This is a genomic window from Ruminococcus flavefaciens ATCC 19208 (assembly GCF_000518765.1).
GTDB classification, from domain to species: domain Bacteria; phylum Bacillota; class Clostridia; order Oscillospirales; family Ruminococcaceae; genus Ruminococcus; species Ruminococcus flavefaciens.
The window spans coordinates 106,013-128,044 of the sequence record NZ_KI912489.1 but is presented as its reverse complement, the minus strand read 5'-3'; the positions used below and the strand labels follow the sequence as shown (position 1 = coordinate 128,044).

The following is a 22,032-nucleotide window of genomic DNA, read 5'->3' as shown; positions in this document are numbered from 1 at the left end:
AATGTGTCGGGACTTCATCATTTATCCCAAATCACCGCCATTTCACGAGGTCTTATTTATGATTTATCTGGAATTTTACCATTAATTTCTCATAGATTTGCAATATTGCCTTATTTGTGTTATAATAAAACGATAATATATTTTTGTACATTGAAAGGGGTTTTAAAAATGGATCGAAATGTGTTTATTGAAAAGTTCAGCGGAAGGCTTCCTAAAGATATAAAGTCAGCTTCTCCGCAGCAGCTCCATGATGCTCTCGGCAAGACCGTTATGGAAATGTTCTCTGAACGCTGGAACGAAAGCCGTCAGCAGCACCTCTCAAAACGCCGCGCTGCGTATCTCTCAATGGAATTTCTCGTAGGACGCGCTGTATTCAATAATCTCCTTGTACTCGGCATCTATGACGATGTGGAAAAGGCTTTCGCAGAGCTTGGTCTTGAACTTTCAGCTCTCGAGGATATCGAGGACGCTGCTCTCGGCAACGGCGGTCTCGGCAGACTTGCTGCCTGCTTCCTCGACAGTGCCGCAACTCTGAGCCTGCCCCTTGACGGATACGGTATCCGCTATAAATACGGTCTCTTCAAGCAGTCTATCGTGGACGGCTTTCAGAAAGAGGACATCGACGACTGGACTAAATACGGCGATCCGTGGTCTGTACGCTGCGACGAAGACACTGTCCTTATCGAATACAACGGTCAGACCGTAAAGGCTGTGCCTTATGATATGCCTGTTTTCGGCTTTGGTACCGAAAATGTGGGGACTCTCAGACTCTGGCAGGCTGAGCCTGTAAAGGAATTTGATTTCGACATTTTCAATAATCAGGACTACCTCGAAGCTTCTAAGGAAAAGATATACGCCGAGGACATCTCCCGCGTACTCTATCCTAACGATGATACCGACGAGGGCAAGAAGCTCCGCCTTAAACAGCAGTACTTCTTCAGCTGCGCTTCTCTTACAGATATAATCAGGAAGCACAAGGCTCGCTTCGGAACTCTCGATAACCTTGCTGACTATATCTCAGTACAGCTCAACGATACTCATCCTGTTATATCTATCCCCGAGCTTATCCGCCAGCTGGTGGACAACGAGGGCTATACCTTTGAAACTGCCCTTGATATGGCTAAGAGGATATTCAATTATACAAACCATACCGTAATGCAGGAGGCTCTGGAAAAATGGCGCACCGATCTCGTTGAAGAGCTTCTGCCGCGTATCTACGCTATAATAATCCAGATAAACGAGGCTCTCATTGCGGATATGTACGCCGCTAATGTGCCTAAGGACAAGATAAACCGCATAAAGATAATAAAGGGCAGCCTTATCCACATGGCTGACATGGCTTGCTATGCTTCGAGCCATATAAACGGAGTTGCTGAGATACACACTCAGATACTCAAGGACTCTGTGCTTGCGGATTGGTTCAGCCTTTATCCCGAGCGTTTCCGCAACGAGACAAACGGCATAACTCAGCGCCGCTGGATAGCTCTCTGCAATAAGGAGCTCTCCGCGCTCATTACCGAACTTATCGGCGATAACAGCTGGATAAAAGACCTTGATAAGCTCAAAGAGCTTGCTAAATACGCAGATGACGAGAATGTGCTCCGCCGCTTCATCGACATAAAGCAGGGCAAGAAAAAACAGCTTGCCGACTTCATAAAGGCTCACGATAGTATCGACACAGACCCGAATTTCGTATTCGATATACAGATAAAGCGCCTCCATGAGTATAAGAGACAGCTCCTCAATGCTTTCTCCATACTATGGATATACTACGGCATAAAGGACGGCAGCATCACAGACTTTACTCCTACTGCTTTTATCTTCGGAGCTAAGTCTGCTCCCGGATACCGCCGTGCAAAGGCTATTATCAAATTCATCAACGAGGTGGGCAGGATAGTTTCATCTGACCCTGATACACGCGACCTTATTAAGGTAATATTCGTACAGAATTACAATGTTTCCTACGCTGAAAAGCTTGTTGCAGGCGCTGATATCTCAGAGCAGATATCCACAGCAGGTACAGAAGCAAGCGGCACAGGCAATATGAAGCTCATGCTCAACGGTGCTGTGACTCTCGGTACTTACGACGGTGCTAACATCGAGATAGTACAGGAGGCAGGCGAGGAAAATAACTATATCTTCGGCGCAAAAGTCGAGGATCTCGAAAAGATAGTGCCCGAATACGACAGCAGAAAGATATTCGCTGACGATGCTATGGTAAGAAAGGTAGTATCCTCACTTATCGACGGAAGCGTTTCCGACGGCGGCAGCGGCGATTTCCGCGAGCTTTACACTGCTCTCCTTGACGGTGCAAGCTGGCACGCTCCCGACCATTACTACCTTCTCGGCGATATGAGGAGCTATGTTGAGACAAAGCTCCGCTGCATAAGCGACTACCGCTCTGACCGCCTTGCCTTTGCAAGAAAGCAGTGGCTCAATATGTGCAATGCGGGCAAATTCAGCTCTGACAGAACTATCGCTGATTACGCAGAAAATATCTGGAACATCAAATAAGACATTTATTTCGCTTTCACGAAGGGCGGTGGACATTTGAACCGACTTATTGACAAGCTGGCTATACTCCTTATATGCCTTATGAGCATTGTTATGTCCGACAGCTTTACAGCTCCTGTTATCGTTGCACTGGCAACTCTTACAGTATCAGCTGCTGTACAGCTTATGACAGGCTCTGTCATCGCGTCTGTCCTCATAGCTTCATGCTCACTGCTGTGCGGAGTTTTTCCGCTTATGCTGTGTTCACTCCCTTTGCTGCTGTATGACGCACTGTGGGAGAAAAAATGGTGGCTCATAACTCCTGCTGTAACTGTACTGACAAAGCTTAATACGCTAAGCGCAGAACAGCTCATACTCACAGGTGCTGCCTTTGCGGTTACTATAATAATCTACAAACGAGTTTCAAATCTTGAAGAAACTGTATCCGTCCTCACTTCTCTCCGCGATGAAGTCGCAGGAAAGAACCGACAGCTTGCGGAACAGAATCTGCGCCTTGCTGCCGCTCAGGACAATGAGATACACCTTGCCACCATGAAAGAGCGAAACCGCATCGCCCGTGAGATCCACGACAATGTGGGACATATGCTCACACGCTCACTTCTTCAGTCGGGCGCTCTCATAGTAATAAACAAGGACGAACAGCTGAAAGAACCGCTGGAAAGCCTTAAAACTACTCTTGACAGTGCCATGACAAGCATACGCGAAAGCGTTCACGACCTTCATGATGACTCTATAGACCTTAAAAAGGTCATAGAGGACAGTATAAGCACAGTGGATAACAGGTTCAGGGTCACACTGGACTGCGATGTAAGCGAAAATATCGCAGGAAATATCAAGCTGTGCATAATTGGCGTTGTAAAGGAAGGACTTTCCAATGCCGTAAAACATTCAAACGGGGATAGAATTAACATCATTATACGTGAGCACCCTGCGTTCTATCAGCTCATGCTGGAGGACAACGGCTGCTGTACTGAAATAAAAGAAAGCGGCATAGGTCTGAAAAATATGTCCGACCGCGCTGCCGCTCTTAAAGGCAGAATATCATTTACGCCTTCTGCCGAAGGCTTTAAGATATTCATGTCTCTGCCTAAATCCTGATAAAAGTCACACTAAGCGATTCATTATCCCATAGGAGATTTTAAAATGAGTACAGAAACTTTAATGAAATACAATTCACCTGCTGAGAGCTTCTCGGAGGCTCTCCCTATCGGAAACGGACGTATAGGCGCAATGATCTACGGAACTCCCGATAATGAGAGTATCGTTATAAACGAGGACTCTGTATGGTCGGGCGGTCTGCGCCACAGAATAAACCCTGACGCAAGAGAGGGCTTCGCAGAAGTAAGACAGCTCCTTGCAGAAGGAAAAACAGCGGAAGCTGAGGATACAGCCTTCAGAAAAATGCAGGGCGTTACTCCCAATATGCGCCGCTATATGCCTCTCGGCGAACTGGAGCTGGAGCTTCAGCTCGGAGGAAAAGCCCGTGAATACTCCCGCAGTCTCGATATCGGAAACGCTGTTGCAGATGCTTCCTTTACCGTGAACGGCGTAACATATACAAAAGAATACTTTGTATCCGCTCCCGACGAAGTTATGGTAATGCGTATATCCGCGTCAGAGCCTGCTTCTGTCTCTCTTTCCTGCTGCATCGGCGGCCGTGACGACTATTACGACGACAACCGCCCCTGCGGTGAGAACATGATACTCTTCAACGGCGGCAGCGGCAGCAAAAACGGCATATTCTTCGCTGCCTGTCTCGGCGCTTCTTCAAAGGGCGGCGAGCTTTCTACAGTAGGAAACAGGATATGCGTGAAAAATGCCGACGAAGTAATGATAGTTCTCTCGGTAAGAACAAGCTTTTACAGCGAAATGTATGAGGAGTCCGCTCAGGTGGATACTGAAATGGCTCTCCAGTGCGATTTCGAGGAGCTTTACTACCGCCATGTAAACGACTACAGAGAGCTTTTCGACCGCGTAGAGCTCTCTCTCAACGACAACAGCGAGGAAGAGGACCTTGCTCTGATGAATACTGACGAGCGTATCGACCGCCTCAAGGGCGATGAGCTTGACAATACCGAATGTGAAAGACTTATCCACGACAATAAGCTCATCGAGCTTTACTTCAATTTCGGAAGATACCTTATGATATCATGCAGCCGTCCCGGTACTCAGCCTGCCAATATTCAGGGCTTGTGGAATGACCAGATGTCATCGCCGTCGGGCAGCCGCTATGAGCTCAATATCAATACGGAAATGAGCTACTGGATAGCTGAAAGCTGCAACCTCTCCGAGTGTCATCTGCCCCTCTTTGACCTTATGGAGCGCATCTGCGGCAACGGAAGAGTCACAGCTAAGGAGATGTACGGCATACACAAGGGCTTCGTATGCCATAATTCTACTGATATATGGGGAGATACCGTGCCTCAGGACGAGTGCAGGACTTCAAGCATATGGCCTATGGGCGGTGCATGGCTGGCTCTCCATATCTATGAACACTATGAATACACCCTCGATAAGGAATTCCTTGAGGAGAAATACCATATATTAAAGGAAGCTGCCGAATTCTTCACCGAGTATCTCACAGATGACGGAAAGGGCAGACTTGTAACAGGTCCGTCCGTATCTCCCGAAAATGAATATATCGGCGAAAACGGCGTTAAAGCAAGCCTGTGCATGGGTCCTGCAATCGATATGCAGATAATAACCGTGCTCTTTGCAGACGTTATCAATGCTGCAAGTATTCTCGGTAAGGACGAAGCATTTGCCGAAAAACTGAGAGATATGATGCAGCTTCTCCCGCTGCCTCAGGTGGGCAAGTACGGACAAATAATGGAATGGGCAGAGGACTATGACGAGTCTGATATCGGTCACAAGCACATCTCTCAGCTCTTCGCCCTCCACCCTGCCGACCTTATCAATCCCTACAGGACTCCAAAGCTTGCGGACGCTGCAAGAGCTACTCTTGTCCGCAGACTTATCAACGGCGGCGGCAAAAAGGGCTGGAGCTGCGCATGGATAACCAATATGTGGGCAAGACTCTACGACAGCCGTATGGTATACGAAAACCTCAAGCGACTGCTCTCACATTCAACTAACCCGAATATGACAAATTCAGAGCATACCTTCCAGATAGACGCTAATTTCGGCGGCACTGCCGCTATCGCTGAGGCTCTTTTACAGAGCTGCGGCGGTGAGATAGACCTGCTCCCTGCACTCCCTGACGAGTGGAAAAGCGGTCATATAAAGGGTCTTAAAGCAAAGGGCGGCTACACCTTTGACATTTTCTGGGTAGAGAGCAAGCTCTCTACGGCTGAGATATATTCAGATACCGACGGAGAGATGCATCTCCGCGCAAACTGCGTAGCAAGCATTACCTGTGACGGTATATCCGTAAATTCACGTATCGAGGACGGCGTTATCATCTTCAATACAGAAAAGGGAAAGAAATATACTGTCAAATCCTGAAACTCATAGGAGGAATAAATGGATATTCGCAAGATAGCTGCTGTAGCTGTGGCAATAGGAGCAGGTGCTTCTGTTTTTGCGGCTTGCAGCAACAGCAAAAAACCTATTACTTCCTCTGTGCCTATCATAGAGGAAACTACTGCAAAAACCACTGCGGAAGCTACCACGACAGAACCCGTTGAGACCTTCCCCGACTATCCCGTTACCTTCCCCGAAATAGAGAAAAAACAGTCGGGCAACCTCTACGAAGCCGAAAGAGCCGAGCTGAAGGGCGGCGCTGCTGTTGATACCAACAAGCCAGAATTCAGCGGTGACGGCTACGTTACCAAATTCGGAAACGAGGGCAAGGCTTCTGTTGTTTTTGAGATAGATGTACCAAGCAATCAGCACTATGACCTTTCATTCAATATACTGTCCGAAAAGGCTGTAAACTGCCGTTTGAAGCTTGACGACAAACAGCTTACGGTATTCAGGACTACAGACAATAATCAGTTCACCTATATCACCGTATACGGCGTTTTCCTTACAAAGGGCAAGCAGAAGCTTGAAATTATTCCCGAAAACGGCGATATGTGCCTCGATTATCTGAAAATTGAAAATAATACCTCTCTCAGCGACATAAGCTATGACGCTAAGGGTGAGCTTGTAAACAAGAATGCGGGAAAATCCGCAAAGGAGCTTATGAGCTTCCTCTCCGAAAACTACGGAAAATACATGATAACAGGTCAGTACGCTTACGGCGGAGACAATTACGAGCTTGACCTTATCTACCACACTACAGGTAAATACCCTGTTATACGCTGCTCAAACTTTGAGGTCTCACGCGGAAATCTTGACGAGAGCTTCAAGGAAGTGGACGCAGCTGCCGAGTGGTACTTAAACGGCGGTATCTCCTCCGTCAGCTGGTACTGGAACTCACCCTCTGACAAAAAAAGTGCCATGACCGCAGACGATACTGACTTTGACCTTTCAAAAGCCGTTACAGATGAAAAGATAGCGGAATTGAATGAAGAAGAGATACGTGAGCTTTACAGCAAGGGAAATATTTCCAAAGAATGCTACGGGCTCATACTGGATATAGATAATATGGCAGGTCAGCTCACTTCACTGAAAAACAGGGGAGTCCCTGTGCTGTGGAGACCTCTCCCCGAGGGCTACGGTGACTGGTACTGGTGGGGCGCAAAGGGCGCAGACGCTTATAAATGGCTGTGGAACCTGCTTTACGAACGCTTTACCAAATACTTCGAGCTGGACAACCTTATCTGGATATGGAACGGTCAGAGCGACAGCACTCTCGTTGACAGGCGAACCTTCGATATCGCAGGCGTTGACCTTTACTTCAAGGACGAAAAGGACTACGGAAACAGATTCTATGAGGAATTCGCCGCTGTTCAGAAATTCGTGGGCAGCGATAAGCTCATCGCTATAAGCGAATGCGGAAGTGTTCCCGATATGGACGCGGCTTTCCGTGATAATGCTGTATGGTCGTTCTTCGGCGTATGGTACGGAAAGTACATACAGAACGAAAAAGGCGAATACAGCGAGGAATTCACCAGCAGGGACGCTATTATAAGAGCGTATAACTCCGACGGTGCTATGACACTCGATGAATACCGCAGGCTCAGAGGCATAGAGACACCCGAAACAGAAGAAGCTTCTGAGAAAGAAACAAAAACGACCGACTAAAGGAGGTTTTTAAATGGAAGGAGACTTTCAGCCAAAAAGACCGCCCTCTGCGGCACAGGACGAGATACTCGTAAAAATGCTCCATGAGGTCGAAAGAAACGACCACAAAACCATAAGCTTCAAGCTTTGGGATACTCTCGTACTTACTCCTTTTTCCAAGCCCGAGGATATGTTTCTCTTTATGGAGGAGGATTTCTCGCTGCTCAACACCACAAAAAAGACCTTCACAGATCTTCGTATGGAAGCGCAGAAGGCTGCTGAGAAAAAATACAGTGCAAAGGGCAATGTAACTCTTGAAAAGATATACAATATCCTTGCTAAAATGAGCGGTATCACTCCCACGGGAAGAGAAAGACTTATGACAAGAGAATGTGACCTTATCGAGCATTTTGCTTTTCCGAGAAAGCTTGGAAAGCTCCTCTTTGATAAGGCTAAGGACTGCAAAAACAAGGTGATAATCACCTCTGTATCCTACTATCCCCGTGATGTTATCGTAAAGATACTCTGCAGCTGCGGCTACGGAGAATATGACTCCGTCATAATCCCGTCAGAGCAGAATATCCCCGATTCCGCAGAAACAGCCTATCTTGAGACTGTCATAAAAAAATCGGGTGTCGAACCAAACAATATCCTCCATATCGGCGGAGACTTTTCAAACGATGTGGAAGCCGCTATCGTCAGAGGCATAAAGGCTGTCATGCTGCAATCAGTACAGCCCCTTATGGTAAAATCGGGACGACTCCGCGGATTTGTCGAAAATAAGCTCCTGTATGATATAGACGGCGAAAAATGCATGGCTATAAGAACAGCTTTCGCCCTTTATGCAGCCTACGGCTTCGATGTTCCTCAGAATAAAAAGCCGAAAAGCGATTTTTGCCTCGATGAGTATATGATAGGCTTTATGATACTGGGTCCGCTTTCATTTATCGAGGATTTTGAACCCGAGACAGAAATGCAGAAGTCTCTCATTGAGGCAATGGAAAATAATCAGAAAATAATTGACGGCAGAGACGATTTCAAGGATATGCTGTACTTTCATTTCGGAGATTTTATCGGGAAATACGGCAGCGAAGGCTGTCGGCTGCCGCTGGAATTTCTCGAAAACCACAGCTATATCGGTGACAGAAATATTATTATACCTGATCTTTCGGATAAAGAAAAGAAAAAATGGGGCAAGGCTGAAAGTGAGCCTGAACTCGCCCCTGTTCATACAGAAAGAGTCAGAAAAAACCCGCTTCAGAAGCTTGCCGACAAGCTTTTCCCCGAAGGCACCAGCGTAAGAGAAATGTCGGAAGCTGCCCTTCACAGAAAAAAACGGAAGTAACCCTGCTTTCCCCTTGATTTCCGTCTTTTGTGACAGCCTTTTCCGACGGCTTTTTTCACTGTCTCTCTGTTGATACATTTCCCGAACTTATACCTCCAAATACCTTAAAATAAATCCTTGCAGCTACTTTTGCAGTGTGATATCATTATTAAGCGGTCGAAAACCGCTGAACAAAAGGAGGTATAAATCATGAATAACAAGGTAAAAGTACTTATCGGCGACGATTCTGCCGAGACAGGCGTGAGCATAGCAAATAAGCTCCGCGAAAAGGGAATGTATGCGTATACAAGACGCAGTGACTGCGGTATAATACTGGAGTCTATAAAAAAGGATCCGCCCGATGTTGCGGTAATGGATATATCCTCTCAGAACGGCGACGTCATATCTGTCATGAAAGCCGTAAAGGAGCTTGGGATAAAATCCCCTGTATTTATAATAACGTCTGCATACGACAACGAATTCATCGAAAGACAGGTGACAGAAAACGGTGCTTCTAAATTTCTGCTCCGTCCGTGCAGTGCCGACGACCTTTGCAATGCCATAAACTCTGCCCTCGGCGACAGAGTAAACAGCTTCAGCGATGATCTGGAGGTTGTTGTTACGGATATGATCCATCAGCTGGGCGTTCCTGCACATATCAAAGGCTATCACTACCTGAGGACGGCTATACTCTATTCTATCAAGGACAAGACCCTCCTTGACAGCGTTACAAAGCTGCTGTATCCCACTGTGGCAGGTATCTACGATACCACATCTTCCCGCGTTGAACGCGCTATACGCCACGCTATCGAGATCGCATGGGACAGGGGCAATGTTGATACCCTTAACTCTTTCTTCGGATATACCGTTGATACGGGCAAGGGAAAACCTACAAATTCGGAATTTATCGCGCTTATCACTGATAAGATACGCCTGCGCTATAAAAGTGCGCTGAAAGCTTTCTGATGTATCATAAGCCGCGGTGATACCGAATAAAAATATAATAAAAAAGGAGAATCACCATGGCTTTTAAAAAAATTGGCATCAGTGAGCTTTCCTTCAATCCGTTTGATAAGATAGGCAAACAATGGATGCTGCTTACAGGCGGAAACAAGGAAGGCTTCAACACGATGACAGCCTCATGGGGACAAATAGGCGTTCTATGGAACAAAAACGTCCTCACCTGCTACATCAGACCAACACGTTACACCTATGGCTTCGTTGAAAAAAACGAATGCTATACCGCGTCATTCTTAGGCGAGGAGTTCAGAAACGCTCTTTCCTTCTGCGGCTCTCATTCAGGAAGAGACTGCGACAAAGCTAAGGAAGCAGGACTGACTCCCGCTGAGATAGACGGCTGTATGACATTTGAAGAGGCTGAGCTCGTTCTCGTATGCCGTAAGCTCTACAGCTATGACCTTCAGGAAAGCGGATTTCTCACAGATGACGGCATACCTGAAAAATTTTTCAACGGAGACGCTTATCATCGTGCATATATCTCGGAGATAGTGGGAGTATATGTAAAGGAATAAAAATACCACCTGCCTTTCAGCAGATGGTCATTCTCTGAATTCAAGAAGCTTGTACGGCTCGATCTTCAGCGCACGGGCAAGATCAAAGATCACTTCAAGTGATACGTTCTGGATAATATTCGGAGCCTCTATGGCACTTATATGCGAGCGGCTTATTCCCGATATTTCCGCAAGCTCTTCCTGTGTAAGTCCCTGAAGCTTCCTGTAATAGGCAATATTCAAACCGATCTGAATATACTTGAATTCATTCTCTTTGGAAATTTTCATTGTCTTTGACATAAAAACCGTTTCTTTCTTATATAATCTTAACAAATTATAAGAAAGAAATACACTTTTTATCAATTAGCTATTGCTTTTTATCGGTAAGCAATATATTATTATAATACCACAATAAAAGGGGGATATATGCAATGAATGATGATATCTTTAAGAAAATCGCTGCAAAGAATAATGTTAGCGTTGAAGAGGTAAAGGAAGAGATCAATAAATCTATCCGTGAAGCCTGCAAAAATCCGGATGCTCCTATCAATAAAATAGGTGCAGGTCCAATTCCTACTGCTGAAGAAGTAATAGAATATGCTCTTAAAGAGATAGCTAAATCTAATATGAACTGAAAAAAATCCCCTTACTAAAGTAAGGGGTTCATTTTTTTATGGGGTATTTCTCTTTTTCATCGGTAAGCCCAAGTATATAATCCGTGCTCGTACCGTAAAGCTCTGCAAGCTTGATGATTATATCCACAGGTACATCACGCAGTCCGCGCTCATACTTGGAGTAAAGCGACTGGTCGCAGAAAAGATAGTCAGATACTTCTTGCTGTGTCTTGTCATTGTCTTCACGAAGATTTCTTATTCTGACGAACATACTTTCCCTCCTGTATTTGTAAATTTACAAATTCTTATGTATTAATTATAAAACAGGAGCGTTTTTTTAACAGGATATAGGACAGATAGTCCTAATCTAATAAAGGAGTTATATATATGAAATGTCTGTTATGTGCAAGGGAAATTTTTAATGAAGATGAAGCAAAATGGATAAATGAAGATAATGCTATCTGCCCGGAATGTGCTTTGCTTGCTGAAAAAAATAAACCTGAAGAAATTGATTATTCTGAAACCGAAAAAAATAAAACAGGTTCAGCTATACAGGTAGTTGCAATAGTATTATGGATATTAGGCGGAATATCAGTAATTGCATTCAATTTCATGGTAAATGATTTCTCACTCGCTACAATGATAATAGGTCTTTTTGCAGCTTTTACATCTGGACTTATGGTATACGGTCTTGGTGAGATAATCATACTCCTCGGACAGATAAAAGATAAAATACCAACAAAAAGAAAATAAAAAAATCGCCGTCAGGCGATAATATAACTCTCAACTCTCAATCTTAAACTCTCAACTAAAGGGCATATCTAAAAACCCATTTGATTAAGGAAAAAACAGATAGGTGCGGCAACTGCAAGGAAAGCCCTCGCAGGCGTGCTTTCGCACTACAAGAGGGTATGACGCAGCAGATGTCGTGCATAGCTGTTTTTTCTCAAAAAGGGTTTTTAGATATGCCCTAAACAAAAACGCCCCTTGCAGACCGTGAGTTGTCCGCAAGGGGTTCGATTTCTTATATGATCAAAAAAGACCTATTACTTTGCAGCATTGAGCTTCTTAGCGAGCTGAGACTTCTTTCTTGCAGCCTTATTCTTGTGCATAAGACCCTTTGCGCAAGCCTGATCAACTCTCTTGATAGCAACCTTGATTGCCTCTGCCTTGTCAGCAGCACCTGTTGCTACAGCTGCATCAGCCTTCTTGAGAACTGTCTTGAGATTAGACTTTCTTGCCTTGTTAGCAGCAGCCTTTGTTTCGTTAACCTTTACTCTCTTCTTAGCAGACTTAATGTTTGGCATTTTGTTACACCTCCTTGAATTATGCAGGCGGAATAATCGTCCGCATTTTACAGATAATAGGAGCAAACACGGGTTCGTTCACTCCCGACAGCTGCAACGCACAGCTGCCATACTGAGACAAATATAATTATATCATTTTTCCACATGGTTTTCAATATCTAAAAGTGAAATATTAGTGATAAATTTTTTCCACAATTAAAGCAAAATGCACAATATGGAGGAATATATGGATTTTCGCACCGATCTTGCGCTGGAAAGTATATCCTGCGGCAATTTACCCGACAGCGTTCACATCTCGACACGCGGCAGGGCTTTCAGCATTACTGAGATAATCATTGACGATGACAGCTGCCTTTCAACCATTGGCAAGGGCAAGGGGCGCTATATCACCCTTGAGGGCAGCAGCCTAAGCCGATTTTCCGACGATTACAGACTCATGGCGCAGGAGCTTGCTGACGAGCTGTCAAGGCTTCTCCCTGACGGTGATGTGCTCGTTGCAGGGCTTGGCAATAACGATATAACCCCCGATGCCATAGGTCCGCAAACAGCTTCGAGAGTACTTGCCACCCGTCATCTCAGCGAAGAGCTTGACAAAAACGAGGAGAAGTTCCTGACCTCGCTGCGAAGCGTCAGCACCTATTCGGGCGGAGTTATGGGTCAGACGGGTATCGAAACAGCTGAGATAGTACGCGCTGTAGCTGCCGAAATAAAACCTAAAGCCATTATTGCCGTAGACGCACTCGCTTGCAGCGATATAAGCCGCCTCGGTACTACCATACAGATAACAGATACGGGTATATCCCCAGGCAGCGGCGTTTCAAACCGACGAAGGGAGCTTTCTGATAAGCTTTTCGGCATTCCCGTAATCGCTGTGGGAGTCCCTACCGTTGTGGATATGCACACTATCGTCAGAAGCCTCACAGGTCAGGAAATAAGCAGGGAGCTGCCGAATATAATGGTAACTCCTCGTGATATAGACCGCCTTACCGAACGGGCTTCACAGCTCCTTGCTTTCGGTATCAACCTCGCCTTGCAGCCTACTCTGACCTTTGAGGACGTAAGAGGGCTGTTTTAATTCATAATTATTGTCGTTTACGATGATATTCCCCGTGTCGAGATGCAATGCCCCTTTTGATGATATTCGGACGAGCAAGGGGGCGCAGGCTCTGTGCTGTAGTGGCGAGTTCCGCTCGCCCGAAAAAATGATACAAACAAAGTAAACGCGCTGTAGGGGCTGATGCCCACATCAGCCCGTGATAATATCATCGGAATCTACGGGCCGCCACAGGCAGCCCCTACACAGTTGCATTGATACGTTATATTTTTGTATAATGGCTTAAGCGGGCGCTCAGAAAGCGCCCCTACAAACTTCCCGTGTCGAGATGCAATTGCCCTTTTTACGATATCCGCCCGAGCAAGGGTGCAGCGTCACGCTGCTTACCACATGAATTCAACATCGGGAGCTTTTACCATTTTTATTTCAGGTTCGGGCTGAGCGATCTGCTGCTCCTTTTCCTCTTTGAGTATTGCTTTGGCAAGCTCCTCAATTTCAACAATTTCATGGAAATAGTCATTAAGCGGCTGGACTGCCTTGAACACCTCGGCGGTATGCTCCGCTATTTTTCGGCTGAAAAGCTCCTCGGGATCACTTACCTTCGTGTACACGCTGAGTCCTTTTTTAACGAAATATTTCTCCAGTTCGGGGGTCGGACAGGGCTTTTTGCGCTTGTATTCGTCACCTCCGACCGTGAGTCCGTAGTTTTCAACAAGTTCTGATATCATGTTGAGAAATGGCTCTGAGTCCTCGGTAAGCTGACTGCGAAAACGTTCCATAACAGCAGCTTCGGGCTTGGATATACGGAAACCGAACTCCGCGCCCTCGGGAGAAAGCTCAAAATAAAGCGTAGGTGTCTTGTTCCAGTACCAAGCATCGTAGCGGACGTATATCCACATAGTGTCGCGGTAATGAAGATAGGGAGCGAAATTCTCGTCGCGGTATATCCTGCCCACCTTGTACATCATGCCGTTAATATCGTCAAAGGGCGCAAAAAGCTCCTCGCCCAGAGCCTTCATAGGCTCGAATATCTTTTCGGTATATACCTTTTTCCGCGGCTCGAACCAGTCCTTATTGTTGTTATGCCTTATGCCAAGGAGGAATTCCAGTGCCTCCTGCGAAAATCCTTCAAACATTATATCACCTTTCAATTTCATATCTGATACTATTTTATCACAAGCTGCGACATTAATCAAGCGGCTGCAACTTTTAACCAAAAATTTACAGCAATATAGTTCTAATTATATTTCACATTGGGGTGGAAAAGTTTTCAACACGGTGTTGAATTGATTGTGGATTCATATGTTCGATTGTTGATAACTCTGTTGAAAAGGTGGAAAACAACGTAAAATACACTTTCTGGAAGTGCGGAAAAGTTGAAAACCCTGTGGATAATCAGGGAAAATGAGTAAACAATAAAAATATGTTGTGGAAAACAACTCCACAATAATACTCTGTAAAGGATATGATTTGTATGAAAAAGCTTTTAGCAATATGCTCCATATTTTTTACTGTTTGTGCAACTCTCACAGGCTGCGGTGATAACAACGACGGCCATTATACAGATGACGGAAACGGCACTGTAATTACTGACGGCACGACTGATAAAACCTATGAAAGCACCACTGACAGAAAAGATAACGACAGCATTCGTGACCGCGTTGACGATGCCGCAGACGGTGTCGGAGACGCAGGTAAAGACCTCGTTGACGGCGCAGGAGATGCAGGCAAAGATGTCATTGACGGAGCTCAGAACGCTGTTGACGACGTTATCGACGGTCTCGACGGCGACAAGGAACACGACGATAAAACCACAACAACTGACAAGAAAGACAGATAAGCAAAGGCGGACTTAATGTCCGCCTTTTTAATTAAGATTCATAATTATTGTCGTTTACGATGTTATTCCCCGTGTCGAGAAGCAACTGCTCTTTTGATGATATCCGCACGAGCAAGGGGGCGCAGGCTCTGCGCTGTAAGGGCGAGTTCCGCTCGCCCGAAAAAATGATACAAATAAAGTAAACGTGCTGTAGAGACTGATGCCCACATCAGCCCGTAATAATACCATCGGAATCTAACTGTCTGCCACAGGCAAGCCCCTACACAATTGCATTGAAACGTTATATTTTTGTAAAATGACATAAGCGGGCGCTCGGAAAGCGCCCCTACAAATTCAGCTGCAAAGCTCCGCCATTGCTTCTGCCATAATTTCTGCGTTTTTCAGCAGATTTGATACTGTGATGAACTCGTCGGGACTGTGCATATGACCATCCTCGTTTGGAAACTCCGCACCGAAGGCTACTCCGCCCTCTATCTCGTGTACATAAGTTCCGCCGCCGATTGCGATACAGCGCCCCTTATCACCTGTAACACGCTCGTAAGTTTTCAACAATGTTTGTACAAATGTTGAATTCTCGTCGGTGCAGTGAGGCTCAACTCCGTCGCAGGAGTCAACAGTAAAGCCTGCACTTTCAAGTGCGCCGCAAATTATACCGCTTATTTCAGCTTTTGTACGGTCAAGTGGGAAACGTATGTCGATACCGCCGTATATCCTGCCGTTTTCAGTGTTCAGCATGGACAGTACACAGGTCATATCTCCCGATAATTCGTCACGAAAGCCAAGTCCGCAATTTTTTCCGTTAAACTCGCCGTGAGGGAAAAGCTCAGCCAGTCCGCAAAGCAGCATATTTCCGCTGCTGTAGCTGTCAAGGAACTGAGTTATAGCGTTCTCGCCCTTATCAGGAGTAGAAGCATGAGCAGAAACGCCCTCATAAACAGCCTCCACAGGCTCGCCCTCGTCACTGTCCATTTTTACAGTGCAGAACTGAGGAACAGCATTGATGACTGTTCCTGCTTGTATTTCCAGTATCTCGTCATCGTCGAAATCAGAAGAAAAATATACTCTCAGCATACCCTTTTCCGCATTTATAAGTGGGTACTCGCCGTCAGGAGTGAACACCATTGGCGGTAATTCGCGCTTTTGGCGGTAGTAAGCAAGGTCTGCGGAGCCGTTTTCCTCATTAGTTCCGAAGATAAGACGTATACCCTTTTTCAGCGGTATACCGAGTTCTTTCAGAGCCTTTACAGCAAAAAATGCGGCTACAGCAGGTCCTTTATCGTCAATAGCTCCGCGTCCGATGAGCTTGTCCGTGTCTGCCTCGTATCGCAGTACGAAGGGATCGGTAGTCCAGCCCGAACCTACGGGAACTACGTCCAGATGTGTGAGTACGGCAAGCTCGGCAGGAAGATCATTTATATCCGCCGAGCCTGCGTAGTTATCAACATTATCAACTTTAAAACCTGCCTCACTGCACTTTTTCAGCATTACTTCAAGTGCTCTTGCAGGCTCTCTGCCGAAAGGAGCTCCTTCCTCGGCTTTTCCCTGTATACTGGGTATTGCAACGAGCTCTGCCAGCAGGTCGATCATCTCCTGTTTATGTTCCTCAAGATATTTTCGTATTTCAGTCATTTTTGCCTCCGTAAAACTAAATAATACAAAAAACCGCAGTAAAAATACTGCGGTAATTTGTCTGTACACAACATCTCCCGACGTTGTGTACCAAGAAAGAAAGGATAAATATGAAAAGAATTAATCAGTTAACAATAGCCTTTTCAGTTTCCTTATCAAAGATATGGATTCTGTTAGGATCAATAGCAACCTTGATATCATCTCCGGGTCTTGCTGTTGATCTTGGGCTAACTCGTGCTGTAAGCGGAATACCCTCGCAAAGGAGATAGAGGTATGTCTCAGCACCCATCATTTCTGTAATTTCTACGTTTGCGTCGATAACGCCTGTTGAAGCATTTGAGAGATACATCTCTTCGTCGTGGATAGACTCAGGACGAACACCGAGAACGATCTCCTTGCCTACATAGCTGTTGAGCTCTTCGTTTACCTTTGACTCGGGAACGATGATCTGATATCTGTTTCCTCTGCCGTTTGCAGCACCGAATTCAACGATATACTGACCGTACTCTTCCTTGAGCTCTGCGTCGATGAAGTTCATCTGAGGTGAGCCGAGGAAGCCTGCAACGAACTTGTTTACAGGGTTCTCATAGAGGTTCTGAGGTGTATCGATCTGCTGAACGAAACCGTCCTTCATACAAACGATTCTGTCACCCATTGTCATAGCCTCTGTCTGGTCATGAGTTACGTAAATAAATGTTGTACCGAGCTTCTTGTGGATCTTAGCGATCTCGGTTCTCATCTGAGCACGGAGCTTAGCATCGAGGTTTGAAAGAGGCTCGTCGAGAAGGAATACCTTAGGTGAACGAACGATAGCACGACCGAGAGCAACTCTCTGTCTCTGACCACCTGACATAGCCTTTGGCTTTCTGTCGAGAAGGTGTGTAAGGTCGAGTATCTTAGCAGCTTCGTTAACCTTTCTCTCGATCTCAGGTCTTGGAACCTTACGGAGCTTAAGACCGAATGCCATGTTATCAAATACTGTCATATGAGGATAAAGAGCGTAGTTCTGGAAAACCATCGCAATATCTCTGTCCTTAGGTGCGATATCGTTTACAAGACGATCGCCTATATAAAGTTCACCCTCTGAGATCTCTTCAAGTCCGGCGATCATACGAAGAGTTGTTGACTTACCGCAGCCTGACGGTCCAACAAGAACGATGAACTCCTTATCTCTTATCTCTAAATTAACATCTGAAACAGCAACAACGCCGCCCGGATATTTCTTATAAATGCCTTTAAGTGTTAAGCCTGCCATTTAATCCAGTCCTCCAGTTCAAAATATAATGCCGATTATTTTATTCCATTATCAGCTATGATAATATAATAGCACATTTTTCATAACATTTCAAGTTGCTAAATCGCCAAACTTATAATTGGTTGTTTATTAGATTTGCCGAAAAAATGGGCGAATATCGGTCACAAAAACTCTCAAAATCCTGCTCTTTGAACAAGTTTTCAACATCTTTGTGCAATAATTCCATACACTCTCCGATTGCCAGTTTTTCGGGCAGAACCAGTGCTCCGAGAGAAACTCGCATAAGCACTTCTACGTGATTGCCTACAGCGGCAAACATTCTTTTGACCTGATGATATTTTCCCTCATGTAATTCAACAAACGCCAATTTATCGCTGTTTTCAGCTTTTTTTACCCGTGCGGGTAGACAAGTCTCTCCGTCTGCCAGTGTTAATCCTGTTTCAAATTTGTTAATATAATTATTTTCAAATGGTCTGGCAAGTTTCACAATATAAATTTTGGGTATATGGTGTTTCGGAGATAACAAATTGTGCGCAAGTTCGCCGTCATCGGTGATGAGCAGAGCGCCTAAGGAATCCTTGTCGAGCCTGCCTGCGGGGAACATTCCCTTTGTGCGAATTTCAGGCGGTATCAGCTTCAGCACAGTCTCTCCGTCCTTGCCGTCGGTAGAGCATACATAGTCCTGCGGCTTGTTGAGGAGTATATACTTATAGCGCGAGCTGCCTATCCTCTGTCCGCATACCTCTACCTTTGCCGACTCTGAGTCTATCTTTGTATCAGACTTTTTCACTACCTCGCCGTTAAGGCGTATCCTGCCCTTTGCCGCAAGCTCTTTTATCTGACTTCTTGTATATTCAGTCCTTTCGGAAATGAATTTGTCAAGTCTTATCTGTGCCATTGCTTCTCCTTCCGGCATATATGCCGCCGATGCTGAATATTATCTACTGATATGCCATAGTAAAGGCATATCGGAAACGGAGTTGTCTCACATGAAAAAATTCACTCTTATGGTATTTGCCGCAGCTGCATTCGCTCTTGCCTCCTGCGGAAAAAACGAGGATACCCCCTCACAGCTTCCCAAAGCCGCAGACGTTTCTCAACGCATGGATTATTTTGCTTCTCACGGCTGGGAAGTGGAAGAGATATCCGAAAAAGATATTCTTATTCCTTCCGTATTTTCGGATACTTACGAGAAATATGCCGAAATACAGGATAAACAGGGACTTCCTCTTCGTGAATACTCAGGAAGAAATGCAAAGCTTTACACCTATGAGGTGAAGAATTACAGTCCCGAAAATATGAAAATGCTGGCAGAATTGCTGGTATGCGATGATAAGGCTGTCGCCTCAATGGTCTACAGCGAGGACGGCGGCAGTATCAGAATGCCTGTCAGCTGACTCAGAATACGTTGAAAAGGCTTCCTACGAAGGGGAGTCTGTATGCCTTTCCCTTTAAGCTTCCGATAATGAATGCAACGTCAACTGCAAGTATCGTTATGGGGAATAATAACCTCATTACGATAAATCCTATAACAGGGATAATACCGATTATGCCGCAAAGTATCGAAATCACTATAAGCGTCACAAGCCATAAAAAGCTCTGATTTGAGTGGAATTTGCAGTATGCGGAATTTTTGTCGCATACATATGGCAGAAAGAAAAGAACAGGCAGAAGATACGCAAAAATAGCAAATACGCTGTCCTTGCTGATATCATTGTCATCAAATGTCCTTTCAGTATCAATGTCGTTGAACTGTTCGAGAATGTTTTCAAGCTGATCCATACAAATATACCTCCATTTTTAGTGATCGGAACTATCTTCCGATACCTTATCCTTTTTATCGAATTCACTGATAGCGGCTACAAAGCTGTCGATATCAGTAAAATCCTTATACACCGACGCAAACCTTATGTAGGATATAGGGTCGATATCCCTTAGCCTGTCAAGCACAAGCTCGCCTATCTCCGAGGATTTTGCAACTGTTCTCAGTGCATTGGCGTAATAATTCTCTACATAGTTTGCTATTTCAGTGACCTTCTCAGCAGAGACAGGTCTCTTTTTTATTGCGGAGACTATGCCGTTTATAAGCTTTGCCTTATCAAAAAGCTGAACGCTTCCGTCACGCTTTTCCACCATCAGCAGCGGAACTTCCACTGCCTCATAGGTAGTAAATCTTTCTCCGCACCTTGTACATTCGCGCCTGCGCCTTGTCTTATCCTCAGCAGGACGCGAGTCTATTACTTTAAGGTCTTCAAATCCACAGTAAGGACATTTCATATTTTCTGCTCCCCGCCATAAGGCTCGGTCATTTTTGTAAGTATGTTATAGCTGGAAATAAGGTCGCTTATACCTGAAAAACCGCTCCTGTAAAGCTCAAGAACTACGCTGCAATCCGGATTATAGCAAGCAAGCTTTTCAAAAAACTGCCTGAAATTGAATCTTCCCCTGCCTATGAGCAGACAGTCGCCCATTTCTCCCGAGTCGCTGATATGCACATGGGCTATCTTGTCGCCGACTATATCGAGGAATTTCATGGGACTTTCGTTTGAACGTATTGCCTGCTTTGTATCAAGCACAAATGCAAACTCATTGCCCAGCATATTCTTTATTTCTTTTACAAAGGCTGACGAACCGCTCCTGCACCTTGAGACATTCTCCACAGCTACCGTAACACCGAATTCCTTACCGAGACGATAAAGCTTTGAATACCTTTCACAGTAAAGCTCGGGAGTACATACCGATGAGGGTTTACCGCCGTGAAAAACGAAAATATCTGCTCCAACGATGTTCATAAAGCGGAAGTACAGCTTGTAATATTCAAGTATATCATTCATTCTGCGCTCATATTCCGAAAAGAACATCTGAGGCTCTATCTCACAGGTAAAGGGGTGCACGGAAGGACACCTTACATCAAATCTTTTCAGAAGATTTGCCATACCGTGAGCATAGCCCTTTTTCAGCTCGGAATGAGTGTTGAGAAATATCTCCACACAGGAAACGCCATTGACTGCAAGGTCGTAAAGTGCTTCCTCAAGGGGCTTCGGATACAGGCAAGCTGTTGAAACACCTGCTATCAATTCAACCCCTCCCTGCGAAAATTTTATAATTTAATTATAACTGTATTTCCTCGGAAAGTCAATAGACTACAAGAAAATAATAACCTGAAAATGAAAAAATAACTGCTTTTATTGTCATATTTTGAGGCTGATGCATATGATAATGCGGAGGTGTAATATTTGTGCTAAAAGAATTTTTTCTCGCCTTTATAGTCAGCATCGACATATATCTTGCGGCAGCTGCCTGCTGCAACAGCGGAGTAAAGATACCCTTTTGCTCTGCACTGGTAATAGATATGTTTTCGTCTGCCGTTTTATTTATTTCCATTATGCTTTCCGACTTTATCTCGGGATTTATTACCTCGCATACTATCCACATCATCGGTACGGCTGTACTTATAACCATAGGCTCGCTGAATATCGCCAAGAGCATACTTCGCAGCGTCATAAGGTATATCTCGGAAAAAGACGGTATTTCCGTGAAAATGGGCGATCTGTCAGTATTCGTCAAGCTCTGTCTCGACGATTCCGCCATTGATATGGACAGCTCAAAGGTACTGTCCATAGGCGAAGCCGCTGTGCTTGCTCTTGCAGGCTCACTGGATGCTGCGGCAACGGGACTGAGCTGCGGCGGTAAGGGTATATCCGCTGTGGGTGCAGCCGCTGCCGTATTTGTCTGCGGAGCTGCTGCGCTGTTTTTCGGCGGACTCACAGGCAAAAAAATATCCTCCCTGAATCACGACTTTTCGTGGACGGGAGGAATGTTTCTCATTCTGTTTGCCGTTTTTTCGGCGTAGC

The 22,032-nt window shown here is 45.3% G+C and carries 24 protein-coding genes; 14 read left to right on the top strand and 10 right to left on the bottom strand.

The genetic code is table 11. The features are described from left to right. The first annotated feature begins 168 nt into the window (after positions 1-168). The 7 genes from L870_RS0107370 (at position 169) to L870_RS0107340 (ending at position 10,500) form a co-directional block, all read left to right on the top strand. Positions 169-2,514 (top strand): glycogen/starch/alpha-glucan phosphorylase, encoded by a 2,346-nt coding sequence (locus tag L870_RS0107370; RefSeq protein WP_080676378.1) that lies wholly within the window; start codon positions 169-171, stop codon positions 2,512-2,514. A 36-nt stretch (positions 2,515-2,550) separates the two neighbouring features. Further along, positions 2,551-3,612, top strand: coding sequence for a sensor histidine kinase (locus tag L870_RS0107365; protein WP_028517602.1), 1,062 nt, complete (start codon positions 2,551-2,553; stop codon positions 3,610-3,612). 45 nt (positions 3,613-3,657) lie between these two features. Further along, positions 3,658-5,979: a glycoside hydrolase family 95 protein gene (locus L870_RS0107360; RefSeq protein WP_028517601.1), complete on the top strand. Its 2,322-nt coding sequence runs from the start codon at positions 3,658-3,660 to the stop codon at positions 5,977-5,979. A gap of 18 nt (positions 5,980-5,997) precedes the next feature. Then, positions 5,998-7,665 (top strand): glycosyl hydrolase, encoded by a 1,668-nt coding sequence (locus tag L870_RS16960; protein WP_051411458.1) that lies wholly within the window; start codon positions 5,998-6,000, stop codon positions 7,663-7,665. A 13-nt stretch (positions 7,666-7,678) separates the two neighbouring features. Continuing rightward, entirely contained in the window at positions 7,679-8,989 is a 1,311-nt protein-coding gene (locus L870_RS0107350; RefSeq protein ID WP_028517600.1) for a hypothetical protein, read from the top strand. A gap of 189 nt (positions 8,990-9,178) precedes the next feature. Beyond that, a complete protein-coding gene (gene spo0A / locus L870_RS0107345; protein ID WP_028517599.1) occupies positions 9,179-9,934 on the top strand; it encodes a sporulation transcription factor Spo0A in 756 nt (251 codons plus the stop codon). A 56-nt stretch (positions 9,935-9,990) separates the two neighbouring features. After that, positions 9,991-10,500 carry a flavin reductase gene (locus L870_RS0107340; RefSeq protein WP_028517598.1) on the top strand — a complete coding sequence of 170 codons (510 nt, stop codon included), beginning with the start codon at positions 9,991-9,993 and terminating at the stop codon, positions 10,498-10,500. 27 nt (positions 10,501-10,527) lie between these two features. Here L870_RS0107340 and L870_RS0107335 read toward each other — a convergent pair whose 3' ends face one another. Continuing rightward, a complete protein-coding gene (locus L870_RS0107335) occupies positions 10,528-10,779 on the bottom strand; it encodes a helix-turn-helix domain-containing protein (RefSeq protein WP_028517597.1) in 252 nt (83 codons plus the stop codon). A 131-nt stretch (positions 10,780-10,910) separates the two neighbouring features. Here L870_RS0107335 and L870_RS0107330 point away from each other — a divergent pair, with 131 nt between their 5' ends. Further along, entirely contained in the window at positions 10,911-11,114 is a 204-nt protein-coding gene (locus tag L870_RS0107330; protein ID WP_028517596.1) for a hypothetical protein, read from the top strand. Between the two features lie 28 nt (positions 11,115-11,142). Here the strand turns inward: L870_RS0107330 and L870_RS0107325 are convergent, their stop codons facing one another. Then, positions 11,143-11,364: a helix-turn-helix domain-containing protein gene (locus L870_RS0107325; RefSeq protein WP_028517595.1), complete on the bottom strand. Its 222-nt coding sequence runs from the start codon at positions 11,362-11,364 to the stop codon at positions 11,143-11,145. A 116-nt stretch (positions 11,365-11,480) separates the two neighbouring features. Here L870_RS0107325 and L870_RS0107320 point away from each other — a divergent pair, with 116 nt between their 5' ends. Beyond that, on the top strand, positions 11,481-11,846 hold the full coding sequence (locus tag L870_RS0107320) for a hypothetical protein (RefSeq protein ID WP_028517594.1): 366 nt from the start codon (positions 11,481-11,483) through the stop codon (positions 11,844-11,846). 293 nt (positions 11,847-12,139) lie between these two features. Here L870_RS0107320 and rpsT read toward each other — a convergent pair whose 3' ends face one another. Next, positions 12,140-12,400: a 30S ribosomal protein S20 gene (gene rpsT, locus L870_RS0107315; protein ID WP_028517593.1), complete on the bottom strand. Its 261-nt coding sequence runs from the start codon at positions 12,398-12,400 to the stop codon at positions 12,140-12,142. Between rpsT and L870_RS20025 the strand changes: the two genes are divergently transcribed. Both L870_RS20025 and gpr read left to right on the top strand, forming a co-directional pair. Next, entirely contained in the window at positions 12,394-12,516 is a 123-nt protein-coding gene (locus L870_RS20025; protein WP_278244606.1) for a hypothetical protein, read from the top strand. The genes rpsT and L870_RS20025 overlap by 7 nt on opposite strands. Before the next feature lie 110 nt (positions 12,517-12,626). Further along, a complete protein-coding gene (gene gpr / locus L870_RS0107310; protein ID WP_028517592.1) occupies positions 12,627-13,475 on the top strand; it encodes a GPR endopeptidase in 849 nt (282 codons plus the stop codon). Between the two features lie 362 nt (positions 13,476-13,837). Here gpr and L870_RS0107305 read toward each other — a convergent pair whose 3' ends face one another. Next, positions 13,838-14,590 carry a DUF2461 family protein gene (locus L870_RS0107305; RefSeq protein ID WP_028517591.1) on the bottom strand — a complete coding sequence of 251 codons (753 nt, stop codon included), beginning with the start codon at positions 14,588-14,590 and terminating at the stop codon, positions 13,838-13,840. Between the two features lie 338 nt (positions 14,591-14,928). Here L870_RS0107305 and L870_RS16955 point away from each other — a divergent pair, with 338 nt between their 5' ends. Beyond that, entirely contained in the window at positions 14,929-15,294 is a 366-nt protein-coding gene (locus tag L870_RS16955) for a hypothetical protein (RefSeq protein ID WP_051411457.1), read from the top strand. 333 nt (positions 15,295-15,627) lie between these two features. Here L870_RS16955 and L870_RS0107295 read toward each other — a convergent pair whose 3' ends face one another. From L870_RS0107295 to L870_RS16950, 3 genes are all read right to left on the bottom strand, one after another. After that, positions 15,628-16,923, bottom strand: a complete 1,296-nt coding sequence (locus L870_RS0107295; protein ID WP_028517590.1) for a Sapep family Mn(2+)-dependent dipeptidase — start codon at positions 16,921-16,923, stop codon at positions 15,628-15,630. A gap of 124 nt (positions 16,924-17,047) precedes the next feature. Continuing rightward, positions 17,048-18,178 (bottom strand): ABC transporter ATP-binding protein, encoded by a 1,131-nt coding sequence (locus L870_RS0107290; RefSeq protein WP_028517589.1) that lies wholly within the window; start codon positions 18,176-18,178, stop codon positions 17,048-17,050. Between the two features lie 112 nt (positions 18,179-18,290). Next, the gene (locus L870_RS16950) at positions 18,291-19,076 is read right to left on the bottom strand and encodes a pseudouridine synthase (RefSeq protein ID WP_037271765.1); all 786 of its coding nucleotides are present in this window, start codon (positions 19,074-19,076) and stop codon (positions 18,291-18,293) included. Positions 19,077-19,167: 91 nt separating this feature from the next. On the opposite strand from L870_RS16950, the gene L870_RS0107280 reads away from it, so the two are divergent. Continuing rightward, the gene (locus L870_RS0107280) at positions 19,168-19,575 is read left to right on the top strand and encodes a DUF4830 domain-containing protein (protein WP_028517588.1); all 408 of its coding nucleotides are present in this window, start codon (positions 19,168-19,170) and stop codon (positions 19,573-19,575) included. 1 nt (position 19,576) lies between these two features. Here L870_RS0107280 and L870_RS0107275 read toward each other — a convergent pair whose 3' ends face one another. The 3 genes from L870_RS0107275 to L870_RS0107265 are packed head-to-tail and all read right to left on the bottom strand — an operon-like array spanning position 19,577 to position 21,255. Next, complete coding sequence (locus L870_RS0107275; protein ID WP_051411456.1) at positions 19,577-19,960, bottom strand: magnetosome magnetite crystal formation protein family; 384 nt, start codon at positions 19,958-19,960, stop codon at positions 19,577-19,579. An 18-nt stretch (positions 19,961-19,978) separates the two neighbouring features. Further along, positions 19,979-20,455, bottom strand: coding sequence for a transcriptional regulator NrdR (nrdR, locus tag L870_RS0107270; protein WP_028517586.1), 477 nt, complete (start codon positions 20,453-20,455; stop codon positions 19,979-19,981). Next, on the bottom strand, positions 20,452-21,255 hold the full coding sequence (locus tag L870_RS0107265; protein WP_028517585.1) for a sugar phosphate isomerase/epimerase family protein: 804 nt from the start codon (positions 21,253-21,255) through the stop codon (positions 20,452-20,454). Before L870_RS0107265 ends, nrdR begins: the two co-directional genes overlap by 4 nt. Before the next feature lie 161 nt (positions 21,256-21,416). On the opposite strand from L870_RS0107265, the gene L870_RS0107260 reads away from it, so the two are divergent. After that, positions 21,417-22,031 carry an MntP/YtaF family protein gene (locus L870_RS0107260; RefSeq protein WP_028517584.1) on the top strand — a complete coding sequence of 205 codons (615 nt, stop codon included), beginning with the start codon at positions 21,417-21,419 and terminating at the stop codon, positions 22,029-22,031. Position 22,032 lies beyond the last annotated feature (1 nt).

What these genes read in the sequence shown, in the direction of transcription:
- L870_RS0107370 (WP_080676378.1), top strand. Translation starts at nt 169, where the DNA reads ATGGATCGAAATGTGTTTATTGAAAAGTTCAGCGGAAGGCTTCCTAAA.
- L870_RS0107275 (WP_051411456.1), bottom strand. Translation starts at nt 19,960, where the DNA reads ATGGATCAGCTTGAAAACATTCTCGAACAGTTCAACGACATTGATACT.
- spo0A (WP_028517599.1), top strand. Translation starts at nt 9,179, where the DNA reads ATGAATAACAAGGTAAAAGTACTTATCGGCGACGATTCTGCCGAGACA.
- L870_RS0107335 (WP_028517597.1), bottom strand. Translation starts at nt 10,779, where the DNA reads ATGTCAAAGACAATGAAAATTTCCAAAGAGAATGAATTCAAGTATATT.
- L870_RS0107330 (WP_028517596.1), top strand. Translation starts at nt 10,911, where the DNA reads ATGAATGATGATATCTTTAAGAAAATCGCTGCAAAGAATAATGTTAGC.
- gpr (WP_028517592.1), top strand. Translation starts at nt 12,627, where the DNA reads ATGGATTTTCGCACCGATCTTGCGCTGGAAAGTATATCCTGCGGCAAT.
- L870_RS0107320 (WP_028517594.1), top strand. Translation starts at nt 11,481, where the DNA reads ATGAAATGTCTGTTATGTGCAAGGGAAATTTTTAATGAAGATGAAGCA.
- L870_RS0107325 (WP_028517595.1), bottom strand. Translation starts at nt 11,364, where the DNA reads ATGTTCGTCAGAATAAGAAATCTTCGTGAAGACAATGACAAGACACAG.
- L870_RS16950 (WP_037271765.1), bottom strand. Translation starts at nt 19,076, where the DNA reads ATGGCACAGATAAGACTTGACAAATTCATTTCCGAAAGGACTGAATAT.
- L870_RS0107290 (WP_028517589.1), bottom strand. Translation starts at nt 18,178, where the DNA reads ATGGCAGGCTTAACACTTAAAGGCATTTATAAGAAATATCCGGGCGGC.
- L870_RS16955 (WP_051411457.1), top strand. Translation starts at nt 14,929, where the DNA reads ATGAAAAAGCTTTTAGCAATATGCTCCATATTTTTTACTGTTTGTGCA.
- L870_RS16960 (WP_051411458.1), top strand. Translation starts at nt 5,998, where the DNA reads ATGGATATTCGCAAGATAGCTGCTGTAGCTGTGGCAATAGGAGCAGGT.
- L870_RS0107305 (WP_028517591.1), bottom strand. Translation starts at nt 14,590, where the DNA reads ATGTTTGAAGGATTTTCGCAGGAGGCACTGGAATTCCTCCTTGGCATA.
- L870_RS0107340 (WP_028517598.1), top strand. Translation starts at nt 9,991, where the DNA reads ATGGCTTTTAAAAAAATTGGCATCAGTGAGCTTTCCTTCAATCCGTTT.
- nrdR (WP_028517586.1), bottom strand. Translation starts at nt 20,455, where the DNA reads ATGAAATGTCCTTACTGTGGATTTGAAGACCTTAAAGTAATAGACTCG.
- L870_RS0107295 (WP_028517590.1), bottom strand. Translation starts at nt 16,923, where the DNA reads ATGACTGAAATACGAAAATATCTTGAGGAACATAAACAGGAGATGATC.
- L870_RS0107360 (WP_028517601.1), top strand. Translation starts at nt 3,658, where the DNA reads ATGAGTACAGAAACTTTAATGAAATACAATTCACCTGCTGAGAGCTTC.
- rpsT (WP_028517593.1), bottom strand. Translation starts at nt 12,400, where the DNA reads ATGCCAAACATTAAGTCTGCTAAGAAGAGAGTAAAGGTTAACGAAACA.
- L870_RS0107350 (WP_028517600.1), top strand. Translation starts at nt 7,679, where the DNA reads ATGGAAGGAGACTTTCAGCCAAAAAGACCGCCCTCTGCGGCACAGGAC.
- L870_RS0107280 (WP_028517588.1), top strand. Translation starts at nt 19,168, where the DNA reads ATGAAAAAATTCACTCTTATGGTATTTGCCGCAGCTGCATTCGCTCTT.